The sequence below is a fragment of the Pseudonocardia yunnanensis genome (assembly GCF_039534065.1).
Taxonomy (GTDB): Bacteria; Actinomycetota; Actinomycetes; order Mycobacteriales; family Pseudonocardiaceae; genus Pseudonocardia; species Pseudonocardia yunnanensis.
Genome location: NZ_BAAAUS010000024.1, coordinates 310,410 through 328,166 on the forward strand (window position 1 = coordinate 310,410; position 17,757 = coordinate 328,166).

Sequence of the window (17,757 nt, forward strand, 5' to 3'; positions counted from 1 at the left end):
TGACCGGGAACTCACCACGACGCAACCCGTAGTTCACGTGTCCCGCTCGGTAACCACCCCTGCCGCGCCTACCATCCGCGCATGGCCCGCCCGACTGAGCACGAGGTGCTGGCGGCGGTGCTGCAGATCCGCGACGGCTCGCTGCAGGTGCTCGCCTGGCAGCGGGCACGCCCGCCGGATGAGGGCCGATGGGCACTCCCCGGCGGGCGGCTCGGGGACGACGAGGACGTCGAGCGATCGGTACGCCGCCAGCTCGCGGAGAAGGTCGACGTCCGTGAGGTGACCCACGTCGAACAGATCTCGGTGTTCAGCAACCCCGACCGCGTACCAGGCTCGCGGCTGATCGCCACCGCATTCCTCGGGCTCGTCCCGTCCGACTCCGACCCCGAGGTCCCCGCTGACACCGCATGGCACCCCCTCAGCGCCCTACCCCCCACGGCGTTCGACCACGCCGCCATCGTCGAGGCCGCCCACGACCGGCTACGGGCCAAGCTGTCCTACACGAACCTCGGGTTCGCGCTCGCCCCGCGGGAGTTCACGATCTCCGCGCTGCGCGGGCTCTACGTGGCCGCGCTCGGGCATCCGGTGTCCGCGACCAACCTGCAACGGGTGCTCACCCGGCGCCGGCTGCTGGAGCCGACAGGCGAGGTCGCACCCCCCGGACCGGCCGGCGGACGGCCCGCGGCGCTCTTCCGCTTCACCGATCGAGTGCTTCACGTGACCGATGCATTCGCGGTGCTGCGGCCGCCGAGCGAGCAACTGCGCGGCGCCGTACCGTAGTTGGGTGGCTGAGACGCTCCCGCTGTTCCCGCTGGGCACGGTGCTGATGCCCGGAGCCTCCCTGCCGCTGCACATCTTCGAACCGCGCTACCGGCAGCTCACCGTCGATCTCGTCACCGGCGCGGTGCCGGACAAGGAGTTCGGGGTCGTCGCCGTCCGTGAGGGGTGGGCACCCGACGACGACGGCATCGCCGGACTGCACACCGTCGGCTGCACGGCGGAGTTGCGTGACGTCCGCAGGCTGCCCGACGGCCGCTTCGACATCGTCACCCGCGGGGCGCGGCGGTTCCGCCTGCTCGATCTCGACGACGAGTCGAAGCCCTACCTGATGGGGTCGGTCGAGTTCCTGCCCGACACGGAGGCGCCCTCCGCCGACGGGATGACGCAGATGCTCACCGCCGCGGCCCGCGCGGCCCACCGCCGCTACTGCGCCACCGCATGGAAGGCGGGCGACTGGTCCGAACCCGCCGACGACCAGGAGCCACAGACCCTGCCGCACCTCCTCGCGGCCGACTGCCTGCTCCCGATCGGCGACCGCCAGCGCCTGCTCGAGCAGACCTCCCCCATCGAGCGGCTACGCATGGTGCGCGCACTCCTGGCCCGCGAGACCGGCCTGCTGAGCCAGCTGCGCGCCGTCCCCGCCCCGATCACCACCTATGCGGTGGAGACCAGCATCAACTGACCCCGCGAGCCGCTCGCCCCGGCCCGCGAGTCACACGGTCAACGCCAACCGAAGCGCGTGCGTAGTTCCCCGGCGACCCGTTCGAAGCGGTGCCGATCCAGGACGGCGCCCTCACGCCGGATGTCGTGCTCCCCGACCTCGAGCACACGGTCGAGCCGGACGAACGACTCCCGGCCCTGGCGATCCCACGGTCCCGACCCGATGGAGATCCAGTCCCACTCGCCCGCGTGGTCCAGCTGGCTCGACAACATCAGCCCGACGAGCTCCCCGCCCTGCCGCCCGACGACCAGGATCGGCCGGTCCTTACCCCGCCCGTCGTTCTCCTCGAACGGAACCCACGCCCAGACGATCTCGCCGGGATCCGCGGTGCCGTCGGGGTCGGGCGAATAGATGATCGTGCGCGCCCGGTCCAAGGACGACGCGCTGCGGGCCGGCACTCTCCGAGGAGCAGCCGGCTCCGGCTTGCGCGATGACAGCAGGTCCAGACCGATTTTCGTGGCCTGCCGCAGGACTCCGCTCCAGTTCGACATGGCCACAGCATGATGGACGCGCCTGTGACCCACCATTCGTCATGATCACGAACCGGTTGCTGGTGTCTTGCGACTCGGCCTCAGGCGTGCAGAGGATCAGCGTCGCGGCGCTGATCGGCGCTCCGCCGTTCGCCGTGGCGGCTGCACCGCGCCGTCCAGCTCGTGGGCGTCACCTGCACCACCATGCGCCGGGCGCAGTCGGGGCAGAACCGCGGCGGTTCGAGCTCCCGACGGGCGGCGCAGCGCGGGTGCTCGCCCTCGTCGGCCGGCACACCGCACTGGTCGCAGAACCCCGGCGCGCTCACAGCGTCTCGTTCAGGGCCTTGATCGGCATCTGCAGCTCGCCGAGCAGGTCGATGTCGGACTCCGCCGGGCGGCCGAGCGTGGTGAGGTAGTTGCCGACGATCACGGCGTTGATCCCGCCGAGCAGGCCCTTGCGCGCGCCCAGGTCGCCGAGGGTGATCTCACGCCCGCCGGCGAAGCGCAGCACCGTGCGCGGCAGCGCCAGCCGGAACGCAGCCACGGTGCGCAGCGCATCCGGTCCGGCCATCGGCTCGAGGTCGCCGAACGGCGTGCCGGGGCGCGGGTTCAAGAAGTTGAGCGGCACCTCGTCAGGGGTGAGCGACGCGAGCTGCGCGGCGAACTCGGCCCGCTGCTCGAGGGTCTCCCCCATCCCGAGGATCCCGCCGCAGCACACCTCCATGCCGGCGTCCCGCACGAGCCGCAGCGTCTCCCAGCGCTCTTCCCACGTGTGCGTGGTGACGACGTTCGGGAAGTGCGAGCGTGCCGTCTCGAGGTTGTGGTTGTAGCGGTGGACGCCCATCGCGGCGAGCTCGTCGACCTGCTCGGGGGTGAGCATGCCCAGCGAGCAGGCGATGTTGATGTCGATCGCGTCCTTGATCGCCGCGATGCCCGCGGCCACCTGCGCCATCAGCCGCGCGTCCGGACCGCGGACCGCGGCGACGATGCAGAACTCGGTGGCACCCGTCTTCGCCGTCTGCTTGGCCGCCTCGACCAGGGACGGGACGTCCAGCCAGGCCGAGCGGACCGGGGAGTCGAACAAGCCGGACTGGGAGCAGAAGTGGCAGTCCTCGGGGCATCCGCCGGTCTTCAGCGAGATGATGCCCTCGACCTCGACCTCGGGGCCGCACCACCGCATCCGCACCTGGTGCGCCAGCTCGAGGAGCTCGTCGAGCGCATCGTCGGGCAGCCGCAGCACCTCGAGGACCTGCGCCTCGGTGAGGCCCGTGCCCTCTTCGAGCACCTGCCTGCGCGCCGTGGCCAGGATGTCGGTCTCGATCGTCGTCACGGTCCTGGAGTCTGCCATTCGCCTCCGAGGGCGCTGCCCAGGCCGTGGCGTGCGGCCGTCACGAACTCGCCGGGCGGCCACGCGCCTGCCCCGTCGGGGAGTGCCCCGACCAGCGGCACACCGGTGACGGCGGGCAGGTCGGTGAGGTTGCACATAGCCGCGAGGTCGGCGACAGCGGGCCAGGCGCCGATCACGACGCCTGCGCAGGCCAGGCCCCGCGCACGGAGCGCCTCGACGGTGAGCTCGGTGTGGTTGAGCGTGCCGAGGCCCGCGGCGGCCACGACCAGCACCGGAGCACCGAGAGCCGCTGCTGCGTCGGCGAGGGTGCCGCCGTCGTCGGTGAACCTCACCAGCAACCCGCCCGCGCCCTCGACGAGCACGAGGTCGTGGTCGGCGGCGAGCTTGCGTGCTGCGTCGGCAGCCTCCGCGGGCGTGACGGGCGGCTGTCCGGCGCGGCGGGCCGCCGTGGCAGGCGCGAGCGGCTCGGGGTAACGGGCCAGCTCGCGGGTGGTGATGCCGGGGACGAGCCGGGCCACGTCGGCGAGATCTCCGGGTTCGCCCGCCCGGACCCCGGTCTGCGCAGGCTTCAGTACGGCCACGCGTTGCCCCCGCTCACGCGCGAGCGCCGCGATCGCCGCGGTGACGATCGTCTTCCCGACCCCGGTTCCGGTGCCGGTGACGACCAGGATCTCCGCCGTTGCGACGCTCATCGGGCGGCCACCGGAACGAGAACCTCCGCCAGGACCCTGCGGACGAGGGCGGTGTCGGCGTCCGTCAGCGTCGCCCTGGCCGTCAGGCGCAGCCGGCTCGTGCCCTCCGGGACCGACGGGGGCCGGAAGCAACCGACCCGGATTCCGCGCTCGGCGCACGCCCTGGCGGCGTCGACCGCCCGGGCCGGGTCGCCCAGCACGACCGACACCACGGCAGAAGCGGGTGCGGGCACTCCGGCCGCGTCGGCCAGCTCCGCGGCGGCACGCAGCACGGCCGACGGACGGTCGGGTTCGGCCTGCAGTACCCGCAGAGCCGCGAGCGCCGTGCCGACCGACGCCGGGGCCAATCCCGTGTCGAAGATGAACGTCCGAGCCGTGTCCACGAGATGCGCCGCGACGGCTGCGGGCCCGAGCACTGCTCCGCCTTGGCTGCCGAGCGCCTTGGAAAGGGTGACCGTGACGACCACGTCGTCCGATCCCGCCAGTCCGACCTGTGCGAGCAGGCCGCGGCCACCCGGGCCGACCACGCCCAGCCCGTGCGCCTCGTCGACGACGAGCAGTGCGCCCCGCTCGCGGCACACCGCGTGCAGCTCGCGAAGCGGGGCGAGCCCGCCGTCGACGCTGTTGACGCTCTCGGTGACCACGATCGCGCGCGGCTCCTGGCGAGCGGCGAGCACGGCGTCGACGACGGCCGGATCGTCGTGCGGCACGACCTCGACCCGCGCTCGCGAGAGGCGGCACGCGTCCACGAGCGAGGCGTGGTTCGCGGCGTCGGAGACGATCAAGGTGCCCGGACCCGACAGCGCGGTCAGCACGCCGAGGTTGGCCGCGTACCCGGAGGCGAACACCAGCCCGGACTCGGCGCCGCAGAAGTCGGCGAGCTCGCGCTCCAGCTCGTCGTGGAGCGCGGTGGTGCCGGTGACCAGACGGGAACCCGTCGAACCCGCGCCCCACGTCTGCAGGGCATCGACCCCTCCCGCGATCACGCGTGGGTCGCCGGTGAGGCCCAGATAGTCGTTGCCCGCCAGATCGAGCATGGGGTCCGCGGCGCTGCGCGGGCGCAGTTCGCGCCGGAGCCCGACTTCCCGTCTCCGCGCGGCATGCGAGTCGAGCCAGGCCAACGGGTGTGAGGGCGGGAAGGGGGCCACGAGCACCCACCGTAACGACTCGGACCGAGCGAGGCTCAAACGGCAAGTCCGGCGCGCGGATGGGGCTGGATCAGGGGTGTGAGGAGGGGGTGGCGAAGGTGATCTCGCGGCGGTGCAGGCGGTAGCCCGCCCTCTCGTAGACGCCCAGGGCGCCGGTCGGGTTCTGGGCGTCGACGGTGAGCGACGAGGTGTCGTAACCGAGGCCACGGGCCGCGTGCAGCACGTGCGCGAGCACGGCGGCCGCCACCCCTCGTCCGCGATGGGCGGCGACGGTGCCGACGGTGTCGACGTACAGGTCGCGCCGCCCGGTGCGCTCGGTGTCGGCGCCGTACTCGTAGCCGAGCACGTACCCGGCGATCTCACCGTCAGCTGTGGTGGCCACCGCCGAGCAGCCCGGCCGGAAGGACCTGCTCCCGGTGCGCCAGTGCGCCCAGGCCTGCCGGCTCACCGGCGCGGAGCCCCAGTGGTCGGCGAAGGCGTTGTTGTGCGCTGCACGCAGCGGCTCGTCCCAACGCGCCGCGTCGTAGGGAGGTCCGAGCGATGCGACCATCAGGCCGGTCGGCACGAGAGCGGGCGTGATCGGTTCGGCCAGATCGCGGTCGAGCCGCGACCACCACCGGACCGGACCCATCCCGGTTCGCTCGGCCAGGCCGACAGCGCCCGCGTTGGTCTCGGGCACCCGCATGAGCAGCGTGGCGCCGAGCTCACGGGCCCGGTCGAGCGCCACGGCCAGGAGCGCGGCGCCGATGCCGCGGCGCCGGTACGCGGGGTGCACGGCGGCGTCCGTGAACATGCGAGCACCCTCGGCGTCTCTGCCGCGCAGCCGCAGCACCTGGTAGGCGACCGCCACACTCTTGTCACCTGCCCCGTCGAGCACGACGAGCGTGTCGCGCCCGAGGTCGAGATCGGGGTCGGCAAGCTCCTCGGCGCAGTCGTCGGCGTCGTAGTGCTCGTCGCGGCGGTCGACCTCCTCGACCGCGGCCAGCAGCACCGCCCAGCGCGCGGCATCGTCACGACGCATCGGACGCAAGTGCAGTTCCGACCTGAGCTCCGGCGGGAGGACTGCCACGGTCACGCCGCGACCGTAGACGACCAGAACCGCCCATTGCTCCCTATTTCCGACATGCCGGCGACTCCCGCGGGAGCGGGGGACTCGCGGGGTGGGTCAGGCCTGGTGGGGGGTCGCGGCGGCTGCGGCGAGCACCGCGGCTCCGATCGCCGCCAGGTCCCCGGGCTCGCAGATGTACGGCGGCATCGTGTAGATGAGGTCCCGGAAGGGGCGTAGCCACACCCCCGCCTCCACGGCTGCCGCCGTCGCCGCAACCATGTCCACCGGGCGGTCGATCTGCACCACTCCGATCGCGCCGAGCACCCGCACGTCCACGACACCGGGCATACCCCGCGCCGGGGCGAGGGCGGTGCGCAGCTCCGTCTCGATCCCGCGAACCCGGGCACGCCAGTCGCTGTCCAGCAGCAGCCGCGTCGAGGCCGCCGCCACCGCCGCGGCGAGCGGGTTGCCCATGAACGTCGGGCCGTGCATGAGCACCCCGGCCTCGCCCTCGGAGATCCCGCGGGCGACCTCGCCGGTGCACAGCGCGGCCGCCATCGACAGGTAGCCGCCGGTCAGGGCCTTGCCCACGCACATCAGATCGGGCGCGACGCCGGCATGGTCGGCGGCGAAGAGCTCGCCGGTGCGGCCGAACCCGGTGGCGATCTCGTCGAACACCAGCAGCACGTCGTGAGTGAGGCACAGCTCGCGAAGCACGCGCAGGTAGCGGGGGTCGTGGAAGCGCATGCCCCCCGCTCCCTGCACCACCGGTTCCACGATCACGGCGGCCAGCTCGTGGGCATGACGCTCGACGAGGCCGGCGAGCTCGGCGACGTAGTCCGGTTCGAACGCGGTGGGCGGCACCCCGGCGAACACCTGCTGCGGCAGGACGTCGCGCCACAGCGTGTGCATGCCGCCGTCGGGATCGCAGACGCTCATCGCGCCGAACGTGTCGCCGTGGTAGCCGCCACGCCACGTCATCAGCCGGTGCTTCTCCGGGCGGCCGCGCGACCGCCAGTACTGCAGGCACATCTTGATCGCGACCTCCACCGACACCGAGCCGGAGTCGGTGAGGAAGACGTGCTCCAGACCGGCGGGGGTGTTGTCGACGAGGAGCTGTGCGAGGTCGACGGCGGGCCCGTGCGTGAGGCCCCCGAACATCACGTGGCTCATCGTGCCGAGCTGGTCGCGCACCGCGGCGTCGAGCACCGGGTGGGCGTAGCCGTGGATCGCCGCCCACCATGACGACATGCCGTCGACGAGCTCCCGGCCGTCGGCGAGTCTCAAGTGGACCCCGGAGGCCGACTGGACCACGAACGGTGCCACGGTCGCCGGCATCGGCGCGTAGGGGTGCCACACGTGCGCTCGGTCTGCAGCGATGAGCTCGTCGGTCGTCGTCACGACGAGGCAGCCTATGCCGAGGTCCGTGGGTGGTTCGGGCTAAGGTGGCTGGTCATGTCCACCGCCGCCGAGACCGTGAGCGCACATCCGGCGCTGTCGCGCCGCCGCGAGCTCGGCGCCACGAGCGCACGTTCTCTCCTGCTCACTGTGCTCGGTGAATTCGTGCTCCCGCGCGACGAGACGGTGTGGACCCAGGTGCTCATCGACGTGCTCGGCGGTCTGGGGGTCGAGTCGAAGTCGGCCCGGCAGGCGCTGGCCCGCACCGCGGCGGAAGGGCTGCTCGTGTCCGACCGCGCCGGGCGCCGCGTGCGGTGGGGCCTCAGCGAGCAGGGCCGCCGGCTTCTCTCCGACGGCGCAGCCCGCATCTACGGGTTCGGGTCCGCAGCGCACTCCTGGGACGGGCGGTGGATGGTGCTGCTCGTCAGCGTGCCCGAGGCCCGCCGCCAGCTCCGGCACCGGCTGCGCACTCGCCTGGCCTGGGCCGGCCTGGGGTCTCCCGCGCCTGGCGTGTGGCTCACCCCCGATCCCTCGAAGCAGAACGAGGTGGCCGACGTGATCGCCGACCTCGAGCTGACCGGGGTCAGCAGCTCGTTCGTCGGCCCGTTCGGGGCGATCGGCGCCGAGCGTCAGGTCGTCGAGCAGGCCTGGAACCTCGCGGCGGTGGAGGCCGCGTACGAGGAGTTCCTCGACACGTTCGCCGACGCGACGCCGATCGACCCGGCCGACGTGCTGGCCCACCAGATCCACCTCGTGCACGCCTGGCGGCGCTTTCCGTTCCTGGATCCCCAGCTCCCCGGCGAGCTGCTGCCCGCCGGCTGGGCCGGGTCGCGCGCGGCCGAGCTGTTCGACACGCTGCACGCGCGGTGGGACCGGCAGGCCCAGGATCACTGGCTCGATCTGGTCACCACGGCAGGCTGACCGATCTACTCCCCTGGGGGCGCGTAGGCCCCGCGGGCCGCAGCCGCCTTCTCCAGCACTCCGGCGAGATCCTGGGGCGCCACCAGTGCGCGGGTCTCGACGTATGAGAAGGCGCCGCTGCTGCAGATGGCGATGGACAGGGCCGCGATGTCCTCGTTGCCCGGTACGTGGACCACGGCGAACCCGTCGCGGTCACCGAGCATGAAGTAGAGGGACTCCAGCGTGCCGCCCGCGCTCTCGATCATCGTCCGTGCCGCCGCGGCCCGGTCGCCGGGCTTGATGATCATGCGCTCCCAGGCCTGCGGGGTGTAGCTGAAGAACAGCGCGTAGGCGGCCATGACGACCCTTCCGGAAGAGATGGGTCAGCCCAGTGCACCACCGCCGTCCGGTGGTGTCAGCCGCTAACCGGACGCCGCGCCGCCCCGCCCCGTCAGCCCAGGCAGCCGGGGCCGAGCAGCGCCTTCAGATCGCCCATCAGCGACGGCGAGTGAGTGACCTTCAGTGCGTCGTCGAGGCGGAGCACGGTGGTGCGGGTGCCGTTGACCAGCGACAGGTGCACCTCGGAGGTGCCCGGGTGGTTGCTCAGCACGTCCTTGAGCCGCGACACCCGCTGCGGCGTGACCAGCTCGGTGCGCATGCTGACCTTCACCGGAGCGCCCGCGCCGCCGCCCGCCTGGGTGAGGTCGGGCACCGCGAGATCGTTGACGATCAGTGAGACGCGGTCGTCGCGCCGGTTGACCCTCGCCTTGACCAGCACGATGGCGTCCTCGGCCACGTCGACGCCGACGACCTGGTAGCAGCGCGGGAAGAACAGCACCTCGATGCCACCGGCGAGGTCCTCCAGCTGCGCCGACGCCCACGGCTCGCCGTTCTTGTTCACCCGGCGGTTCACGTTGGCGAGGATGCCGCCGATGGTCACCTGATGGCCGTCGGGGACGGTGCCCTCGAGAATGGTGGAGATCGCCATGTCGGACTTGGCGGTGAGCACCTGCTCGACCCCGTGGAGCGGGTGGCCCGACACGTAGAGCCCGAGCATCTCCCGCTCGACGGCCAGCTTGTGCTTGGGGTCCCACTCGTCGGTGGGCACCTTGACGTCGAACACGGCGTCGAGCTCCGACGGGCCCGACCCGTCCATGGAACCGAACAGGTCGAACTGCCCCATGGACGCGGCCTTCTTGGTGCTCATGACCGCGTCGATCGCATCCGCGTGCACGAGCAGCAGGCCCTTGCGCGGATGGCCGAGCGAGTCGAATGCACCCGCCTTGATCAGCGACTCGATGACCTTCTTGTTGCAGACCACCGCGTCGACCTTGCGCAGGAAGTCGGAGAAGTCGGTGAACGCGCCCTTCTCCTTGCGTGCCGCGACGATCGCGTCGACGACGTTGACACCCACGTTGCGGATGCCGCCGAGGCCGAACCTGATGTCGTCGCCGACCGGCGCGAAGTTGCGCACCGACTCGTTGACGTCGGGCGCCAGCACCGTGATGCCCATGCGACGGCATTCGGCCAGGTAGACGGCGGCCTTGTCCTTGTCGTCGCGGACCGAGGTGAGCACACCGGCCATGTACTCGGCCGGGTAGTTGGCCTTGAGGTAGGCGGTCCAGTACGAGACCACGCCGTACGCCGCGGAGTGGGCGCGGTTGAAGGCGTAGTCGGAGAACGGGAGCAGGATGTCCCAGAGCGTCTTGACCGCGGCCTCGGAGTAGCCGTGGTCCTTCATGCCCTGGGCGAAGCCGGCGTACTCCTTGTCGAGGATCTCCTTCTTCTTCTTGCCCATCGCGCGGCGCAGCAGGTCGGCCTTGCCGAGCGTGTAGCCGGCGAGCTTCTGCGCGATGGCCATGACCTGCTCCTGATACACGATCAGGCCGTAGGTCTCGCCGAGGATGTCCTTGAGGGGCTCCGCCAGCTCCGGGTGGATCGGCGTGACCTCTTGACGCTTGTTCTTGCGGTCGGCGTAGTCGTTGTGCGCGTTGGCGCCCATCGGGCCGGGCCGGTACAGCGCGCCGACGGCCGAGATGTCGTCGAACTCCGTGGGGGCCATGCGGCGCAGCAGGTCGCGCATCGGGCCGCCGTCGAGCTGGAAGACGCCGAGCGTGTCGCCGCGGGCCAGCAGGTCGTACGTCGTGGGGTCGTCGAGCGGGACGCCCTCGATCTCGAGCTTCGGCTTGCCGTTGAGCTCGATGTTCTCCAGCGCGTCGTCGATGATCGTGAGGTTGCGCAGCCCGAGGAAGTCCATCTTGAGCAGCCCGAGCGTCTCGCAGGCGCCCATGTCGAACTGCGTGATGATGGCGCCGTCGGAGTCGCGGCGCTGGATCGGGATGACGTCGATCAGCGGCTTGCTCGACATGATCACGCCGGCGGCGTGGACGCCCCACTGCCGCTTGAGGCCCTCGAGCCCGCGGGCTGTGTCGATGATCTCCTTGACCTGTGGGTCGCTCTCGTAGAGCGCACGCACCTCGGTGGCCTCGGAGTAGCGCTTGTGCGCGGGGTCGAACACGCCCGAGAGCGGGATGTCCTTACCCATGATCGCCGGAGGCATCGCCTTGGAGATCCGATCGGCCACCGCGTAGCCGGGCTGGCCGAAGAGCACCCGCGCCGAGTCCTTGATCGCGGCCTTGGCCTTGATCGTGGAGTAGGTGATGATCTGCGCGATGCGGTCCTCACCGTACTTCTCGGTGGTGTAGCGGATCATCTCGCCGCGCCTGCGCTCGTCGAAGTCCATGTCGATGTCGGGCATCGAGATGCGCTCGGGGTTGAGGAAGCGCTCGAAGATCAGCTTGTGCTGGATCGGGTCGAGGTCGGTGATGCCCAGCACGTAGGCCACCAGCGACCCCGCCGCGGAGCCACGGCCGGGACCGCATCGGATGCCGACGGACTTGGCGTGCTGGATGAGGTCGGCGACCACGAGGAAGTAGCCGGGGAACCCCATCTGGATGATGATCCCGACCTCGTAGTCGGCCTGCTTGCGGTAGCGCTCGGTGATGCCGCCCGGGAACCGCATGTGCAGGCCGCGCTCGACCTCCTTGATCAGCCAGCTCTCCTCCGTCTCCCCGTCGGGGACGGGCGCGCGCGGCATGAGGTCCTGGCCCTCGGTGAAGCCGACGTCGACCCGCTCGGCGACGAACAGCGTGTTGTCGCAGGCCTCGGGGAACACCGGATCCCACTGGGCGCGCATCTCGGCAGGCGACTTGAGGTAGAAGTCGGACGCGTCGAACTTGAAACGGCCGGGATCGGCGAGCGTCTTGCCGGTCTGCACGCAGAGGAGCACCTCGTGCGGCTTGGCGTCCTCGGCGTAGGTGTAGTGCAGGTCGTTGGTGGCGAGACCCGGGAGGTCGAGCTTCTTCTTGAGGTCGTAGAGCGCGTCACGGACCTGACGCTCGATCGCGATGCCGTGGTCGAGCAGCTCGCAGAAGAAGTTGTCCTTGCCGAAGATGTCGCGGTAGTCGCTCGCCGCCTGGCAGGCGTCGTCGAAGCGGTCCTGCTGCAGCAGCCGCTGGACCTCACCGGAGGGGCAGCCCGTGGTGGCGATGATCCCCTTGCCGTACGTCTCGAGCAGCTCGCGGTCCATGCGGGGCTTGTAGTAGTAGCCCTCGAGCGACGCGAGGCTGGAGAGCCGGAAGAGGTTGTGCATCCCCTCCGTGTTCTCCGCCAGCAGCGTCATGTGGGTGTACATCTCACCCGGGTTGTCGTCGCTGACCGTCTGCCCACCCAGCGTGGCGCGCTTGCGCTCGTGGCGGCTGCCGGGCGACAGGTAGCCCTCCATGCCGATGATCGGCTTGACCCCGTGGGCCTTGGCCTTGCGCCAGAACTCGTAGGCACCGTAGACGTTGCCGTGGTCGGTCATGGCGATCGCGGGCATACCCATGCGCGCGGCTTCCGTGAACAGGTCGTCCAGTCTTGCCGCACCGTCGAGCATGGAGAACTCGGTGTGCGTGTGGAGGTGGACGAAGCTGTCGCCGCTGCTCGCGCTGGCCATCGGGGTGAAGAGCTCCCTTCCGGCGCGGCCCGCGGGGGGCAGCGCTCGCTCGGTGCGGCCGATTCGCCGGGCCGTCCTCTCGGACGTACCGGCCACGAACCGTGGGGATCCCCAAGGCTAACCCTGGGGCCCGACAGTCCTCCGCACGCGGGCGACCTTCTGCCGAACGTGCTGCTCACCTCACCGATCGGCGTGTCGAAGGGCCCGTCGAGCGCCGCGCGGCCGATGTGCCCGACATCCCGCCGTAGCTTGCGACACCGCACGACACGAGGGAGGGGGACGGGCCGGCGCCGGATCTCAACGGGCCTTGAAGGACCGCAACTCGGCGTCGGTGACGACCTGGCCGTACGACAGGGGGGTCGGGCCATACGGCGGACCGGCGCACGCGTCGGCCCTGTAGATGGACACCGGCGCGACGCTGTAGTTGCCCACCGACCGGAAATAGGCGCCCTCAGGAGCGTCGGGGAAGACCTCACGGACTGTGTAGCAGTGACCGTCCCGGGGGTCCTTCACCACGGTCCTCGGAGCGGTCACGATGGGGCCGCCCATCCCCGGCGCACCGAGTGTCACCGGTACGTCGCCGCTGGCCGACCGGGCCGGAGCGGGCAGGGATGCTGTGAGGAGCAGGGCGGCAGCAGTGGCCAGTGAGAATCGGGCCAGGTGGGAGACCAGCGGACGGGACATGGATACCTCCATAGGCCCCGGGGCACTGAGTATCGGGCCGCCCTGGTCCTCCCGCAGCCCCTGCCTGGCAGCGGCCGCGACCGGCCGAAGGGGTCCGCCCTGGACCCCCGAGCGGCCCTACCCCGTCGAAGATGTCAGCCCGCCAGGTTCGCCGTAGCCGGCTTGATGTGGGCGAAGGCGCTGCGGGCGTTCCAAGTGGGGAAGGCTCGTACGAGCCACGAGGGGCCGTGGAGTCGGATGCGGCGGTCGCGGGTGGCTTCGGCCCAGCTGAGCCGGCCGGCGTGCCATTTGACGAAGGCCTCGGCTTCCGACGTGACGTAGAGGTCCTCGTCGAGGCCGGGGTAGGTCTTGCAGATCTCCGTGTCGCCGTGCTCGATCAGCAGCCAGTACCGCTCGGGGCGCCGGCGGCCCGTGAAGTCGAACCGGACGACGACGCGTCGCGCCGGGAGGCGGTCTCGGCGGAGCATGTTGCACATCGACCACAGGGCCACGAACGGATCGAGGTGCTCGGGGGCGATCTCGAGCCAGTGGGCGCCCCACTCGCCGAGCGACCTGCAGACCGTGAAGAGGTCGTGACCCGCGGGGGTGAGCTCGTAGTGGCGTCCGCGCCCGTCGGGCTTGCCTGCCGACTCGACGATGCCGAGCCGTTCGAGATGCTTGAGCCGCTGCGAGAGCAGCGTGCGGGAGAGCCCGGGGGCGCCCTCCAGGATCTCACCGAAGCTTCCGCAGCCCACGTACAGGTTGCGGATGATCAGTGGCGTCCAACGCTCGGCGAATATCTCGGCGCCACGGGCGATCGGGCAGTACTGGCCGTACGTCCGCACGAGGCCAGTGTCGCGCCCCTGCCTTCGGGCGTGAAGTCCAGATTCCTGACTTCACGGCAGTGTTCCACGGTGATGCGATGAAGCCGTTCGACAGCGGAAGGGCCGATGGCGACATCGACCACCGAGCACGTCGGCGACCTGAGCGAGGAGGTCCGCCATGGAGATCGACGGGTTCCGGGGCCGGCTGATCACCGCTGACCACCCCGACTACCACTCCGCCCGAGCCGTGTGGAACGGCGCTGTCGACCGGCGCCCCCGGCTGATCGCCCGCTGCACCGGGACCGCTGACGTGGCCGCGGCCGTGCGCTTCGCCCGCAACCACGACCTGGAGATCGCCGTACGGGGCGGGGGCCACAACGTGGCCGGCACCGCGGTGTGCGACGACGGGATCGTCGTCGACCTCTCGGCGATGCGGGCCGTGTGGGTCGACCCCGCCGGCCGAACGGCCCGGGTGAAGGGCGGTGCACTGTGGGGCGACGTCGACCACGAGACCCAGGCCCACGGTCTGGCCACCACCGGCGGCATCGTGGGCCACACCGGCGTCGCCGGGCTCACCCTCGGCGGCGGTATCGGCTTCCTCATGCGTGCACACGGGCTCACCGTCGACAACCTGCTGGCCGCCGAGGTGGTCACCGCCGAGGGCAGCATCGTGCAGGCGTCCGCCGACGAGCACCCCGATCTGTTCTGGGCGCTGCGAGGCGGCGGCGGCAACTTCGGCGTCGTCAGCTCGTTCCGGTTCGCCCTGCATCCCGTCGGCCCGACCGTGATGGCCGGACCCGTCTTCTGGGCGGCCGACGACACCGTCGACGTGCTGCGCTTCTACCGGGACTTCGTCGCCGCGGCGCCCGACGAGCTCGGCAGCGTGGTCAGGCTGGGCACCGTGCCCCCACTGCCGGTCATCCCCGAGAACCTGCACTGGCGGCCGGCCATCGCCGTCGCCTGCTGCTACGCCGGCGCCGTCGAGGACGGCGACCGCGCGGTGCGGGCTCTTCGACAGTTCGGGACGCCGCTCGTGGACCTGCTCGCACCCACGCCGTACGCCGCCTTCCAGGGCGGCGTGGACGACACCGTCCTGCACGGGTGGCACTACTACTGGAAAGCCACGGACCTCGCCGGCCTCTCCGACGACACCGTCGCCGTCATCGCCGATCATGCCTACGCCGCCGGCTCGCCGCGGTCGTACTCGGCGATGTTCCACATGGGTGGCGCCGTCGCCCGAGTCCCCCTCGACGCCACCGCCTACGCCGGCCGCGACGTGGCCCACAACATCATCATCGACGCCGTGTGGCTCCCTGCCGAGTCCGGCGAGCATGCCGCCGCCGAGACCATGTGGGCGCGGCGGTTCCTCCAGGCCCTCCAACCGCACCGCGCCGGCAGCGTCTACGTGAACTTCCTCGATTCCGACGACGACAGCAGCCGTATTCGAGAGGCATACGGTGATCACATCTACCGGCGGCTCGCCGACGTCAAGGCCAAGTACGACCCCGACAACGCCTTCCACCACAACAAGAACATCCGCCCCGGTTGAGCGCGGATGCCCGGGACGCTGCGCACCGTCACGAGCGACGCACAGACATGTGTGATCTGGAACCGGTAGCTCGGAACATCATTCGGAAACGACCTCATAGACTTTCCGCGATGAGCGAGACCTCCCCGTATGCACCGGTGATCGCGCGCGTACCCGTTCGAGAGGACGAGGTGGCGCTGCGCGGCGGGCGCACCCGGTTGTGGATCTACGGGGCCGAGGACGCGGCGCACCGGATCGTGTTCCTGCACGGCCTGCGCGGCGACCACCACGGGCTGGAGCCGATCGTCGCGCACCTTCCGGACGCTCGCGTCGTGGTGCCGGACCTGCCGGGGTTCGGCCAGTCGCCTCCGCTGCCGGGCGACGCCCACGACGTGACGGGCTACGCCGCATGGGCGCGTGACCTCCTCGCCGCCGTCGCACCGGCAGGCGACGCCGTGCTCGCGGGCCACTCCTTCGGCTCGATCGTGGCCACCGCGGCTCTCGCCCGCCCGGAGCCGCCGGCATCGGGCGAGGCGGGGCCACCGCCGGTGCGTGGCCTGGTCCTCGTGAACCCGATCGCGGCGTCCGCGCTGGCGGGCCCGCGGGTGGTGGTCACGCGGCTGACGGTGCTCTACCACCACCTCGCCGCAGCGCTGCCCGAGCGCGCGGGCACCGCGCTGCTGCGTCACCCCGTGATGACGAGGGTGGCGAGCGTCGCCATGGCCACCACGGGCGATCGCGACCTGCGGCGCTGGATCCACGCCGAGCACGACCGGTACTTCAGCACGTTCGCCGACCGCCGCACGTTGCTCGAGGCATTCCATGCATCGGTCGGCCACGACGTCGGCGAGTTCGCCGGCGCCGTCACCGCCCCGACTTTGCTGGTCGCCGCCGAGCGTGACGACATCGCGCCCCCGACGGCACAGCGGGCGCTGGTGGGGCGGTTCCCGGACGCGCGGCTGGTGATGGTGCCCGGCACCGGCCATCTCGCGCACTACGAGACTCCGGACGCGGTCGCCGCGGCGATGTCGGCGTTCCTGACCGCCCTGCCGGTGCCATGAGGATCCTCGTCGACTGCCGCTACGTCCGCATCGACCGCCACGACGGCATCAGCCGGTACACCGCGGGACTGGTGGGTGCGCTGGCGCGGCTGCATGCCGAGCGGAGCGCAGGCGCAGCTCGCACCAGCATCGAGCGGAGTGCGGGCGGAGCGCCCAGCGGCGCCGGGCACGGCGCAGCTCGCGTCGGCACCGAGGGCAGGGGCGACACCATCGAGCTGCTGGTGAGCGATCGGCGCCAGCTCACGCATCTGCCCCCCGACCTGCCCTGGCACCTGATCGGCAGCCCCACCGCGATCGGCGAGCCGTTGGTGGCCCGGCAGGTCCGGCGCCTGCAGCCGGACGTCGTGTTCTCCCCGATGCAGACGATGGGGAGCTGGGGCCGCGACTACGGCCTCGTCCTCACCGTGCACGACCTCATCTACTACCGCCACCCGGCACCGCCCCCGCAGTTCCCTGCCCCGATCCGGCTGCTGTGGCGGCTGTACCACCTCGCATGGTGGCCGCAGCGGGTGCTGCTCAACCGGGCCGACGCGGTGGTCACGGTCTCCGCGGCCACCGCCTCACAGGTCGCCGCGCACCGTCTCACCCGACGCCCGGTGACCGTCGTCTCGAACGCGCCCGACCCCGGCCCCGAGCTCCCCCGGACACCACGCACCGGCGCGCTCGTCTACATGGGCTCGTTCATGCCCTACAAGGACGTCGGCACGCTCGCGAGCGCGATGCCGGCACTCCCCGGCCACGAGCTGCACCTCATGAGCCGGATCTCCCCCGACGAGCGGGCCCGGCTCACCGCGCTGGCGCCGGGCGGCCGACTGGTGTTCCACGACGGCGCAAGCGACGAGACCTATCGCGACGTGCTGCGCGGGGCCACGGCGCTGGTCTCGGCGTCGCGGGACGAGGGATTCGGCATCCCGCTGGTCGAGGCGATGGCGCTGGGCACGCCCCTCGTGGTCACCGACATCCCGGTGTTCCGGGAGGTGGGCGGGCACGCCGCGGCCTACGTCGCCCCTGGCGATGTGGCCGGCTTCGTCCGTGCCGTCCGCGAGCTCGACGAGCCCGGGGTCTGGGAGGAACGCTCCGTGGCCGCGCGGGCGCAGGGCCGCCGCTTCAGCTGGGAGAACTCGGCACGGGTGCTGCTCGCCCTGCTGGAACGCGTCGCGGCCGCCCGCGCCCGCTGAA

General features: G+C 71.5%; 17 protein-coding genes. 6 read left to right on the forward strand and 11 right to left on the reverse strand.

The annotated features are described in order from the left end of the window. The first annotated feature begins 81 nt into the window (after positions 1-81). Entirely contained in the window at positions 82-780 is a 699-nt protein-coding gene (locus tag ABD743_RS23100; protein WP_344724236.1) for an NUDIX hydrolase, read from the forward strand. 4 nt (positions 781-784) lie between these two features. Further along, complete coding sequence (locus ABD743_RS23105) at positions 785-1,462, forward strand: LON peptidase substrate-binding domain-containing protein (protein WP_241039389.1); 678 nt, start codon at positions 785-787, stop codon at positions 1,460-1,462. A gap of 38 nt (positions 1,463-1,500) precedes the next feature. On the opposite strand, the gene ABD743_RS23110 is transcribed toward ABD743_RS23105, so the two are convergent. The 7 genes from ABD743_RS23110 to ABD743_RS23140 form a co-directional block, all read right to left on the reverse strand. After that, a complete protein-coding gene (locus ABD743_RS23110) occupies positions 1,501-1,992 on the reverse strand; it encodes a type II toxin-antitoxin system PemK/MazF family toxin (RefSeq protein WP_344724237.1) in 492 nt (163 codons plus the stop codon). Positions 1,993-2,072: 80 nt separating this feature from the next. Further along, positions 2,073-2,297: a biotin synthase auxiliary protein BsaP gene (bsaP, locus tag ABD743_RS23115; RefSeq protein ID WP_379659214.1), complete on the reverse strand. Its 225-nt coding sequence runs from the start codon at positions 2,295-2,297 to the stop codon at positions 2,073-2,075. After that, positions 2,294-3,319 carry a biotin synthase BioB gene (bioB, locus tag ABD743_RS23120; RefSeq protein ID WP_344724238.1) on the reverse strand — a complete coding sequence of 342 codons (1,026 nt, stop codon included), beginning with the start codon at positions 3,317-3,319 and terminating at the stop codon, positions 2,294-2,296. The genes bsaP and bioB overlap by 4 nt, the downstream gene beginning before the upstream one ends. After that, entirely contained in the window at positions 3,298-4,011 is a 714-nt protein-coding gene (bioD, locus tag ABD743_RS23125; protein WP_344724239.1) for a dethiobiotin synthase, read from the reverse strand. Before bioD ends, bioB begins: the two co-directional genes overlap by 22 nt. Beyond that, positions 4,008-5,159, reverse strand: a complete 1,152-nt coding sequence (locus ABD743_RS23130) for an 8-amino-7-oxononanoate synthase (RefSeq protein WP_344724240.1) — start codon at positions 5,157-5,159, stop codon at positions 4,008-4,010. Before ABD743_RS23130 ends, bioD begins: the two co-directional genes overlap by 4 nt. A 70-nt stretch (positions 5,160-5,229) precedes the next feature. Continuing rightward, positions 5,230-6,234, reverse strand: coding sequence for a GNAT family N-acetyltransferase (locus ABD743_RS23135; protein WP_344724241.1), 1,005 nt, complete (start codon positions 6,232-6,234; stop codon positions 5,230-5,232). Positions 6,235-6,324: 90 nt separating this feature from the next. Continuing rightward, on the reverse strand, positions 6,325-7,608 hold the full coding sequence (locus ABD743_RS23140) for an adenosylmethionine--8-amino-7-oxononanoate transaminase (RefSeq protein WP_344724242.1): 1,284 nt from the start codon (positions 7,606-7,608) through the stop codon (positions 6,325-6,327). 54 nt (positions 7,609-7,662) lie between these two features. Here ABD743_RS23140 and ABD743_RS23145 point away from each other — a divergent pair, with 54 nt between their 5' ends. Beyond that, a complete protein-coding gene (locus ABD743_RS23145) occupies positions 7,663-8,526 on the forward strand; it encodes a PaaX family transcriptional regulator (RefSeq protein WP_344724243.1) in 864 nt (287 codons plus the stop codon). 5 nt (positions 8,527-8,531) lie between these two features. On the opposite strand, the gene ABD743_RS23150 is transcribed toward ABD743_RS23145, so the two are convergent. The 4 genes from ABD743_RS23150 to ABD743_RS23165 form a co-directional block, all read right to left on the reverse strand. Next, positions 8,532-8,864 (reverse strand): GYD domain-containing protein, encoded by a 333-nt coding sequence (locus tag ABD743_RS23150; RefSeq protein ID WP_344724244.1) that lies wholly within the window; start codon positions 8,862-8,864, stop codon positions 8,532-8,534. 92 nt (positions 8,865-8,956) lie between these two features. Then, positions 8,957-12,502 (reverse strand): DNA polymerase III subunit alpha, encoded by a 3,546-nt coding sequence (dnaE, locus tag ABD743_RS23155; RefSeq protein WP_344724245.1) that lies wholly within the window; start codon positions 12,500-12,502, stop codon positions 8,957-8,959. A 297-nt stretch (positions 12,503-12,799) separates the two neighbouring features. Beyond that, a complete protein-coding gene (locus tag ABD743_RS23160; protein WP_344724246.1) occupies positions 12,800-13,186 on the reverse strand; it encodes a hypothetical protein in 387 nt (128 codons plus the stop codon). Positions 13,187-13,320: 134 nt separating this feature from the next. Continuing rightward, positions 13,321-14,010: a winged helix-turn-helix transcriptional regulator gene (locus tag ABD743_RS23165; protein WP_344724247.1), complete on the reverse strand. Its 690-nt coding sequence runs from the start codon at positions 14,008-14,010 to the stop codon at positions 13,321-13,323. A gap of 157 nt (positions 14,011-14,167) precedes the next feature. On the opposite strand from ABD743_RS23165, the gene ABD743_RS23170 reads away from it, so the two are divergent. The 3 genes from ABD743_RS23170 (at position 14,168) to ABD743_RS23180 (ending at position 17,756) form a co-directional block, all read left to right on the forward strand. After that, positions 14,168-15,538, forward strand: a complete 1,371-nt coding sequence (locus tag ABD743_RS23170) for an FAD-binding oxidoreductase (RefSeq protein WP_344724248.1) — start codon at positions 14,168-14,170, stop codon at positions 15,536-15,538. A gap of 110 nt (positions 15,539-15,648) precedes the next feature. Further along, positions 15,649-16,578: an alpha/beta fold hydrolase gene (locus ABD743_RS23175; protein WP_344724250.1), complete on the forward strand. Its 930-nt coding sequence runs from the start codon at positions 15,649-15,651 to the stop codon at positions 16,576-16,578. Next, positions 16,575-17,756 (forward strand): glycosyltransferase family 4 protein, encoded by a 1,182-nt coding sequence (locus ABD743_RS23180; protein ID WP_344724251.1) that lies wholly within the window; start codon positions 16,575-16,577, stop codon positions 17,754-17,756. Before ABD743_RS23175 ends, ABD743_RS23180 begins: the two co-directional genes overlap by 4 nt. Position 17,757: the final 1 nt, after the last annotated feature.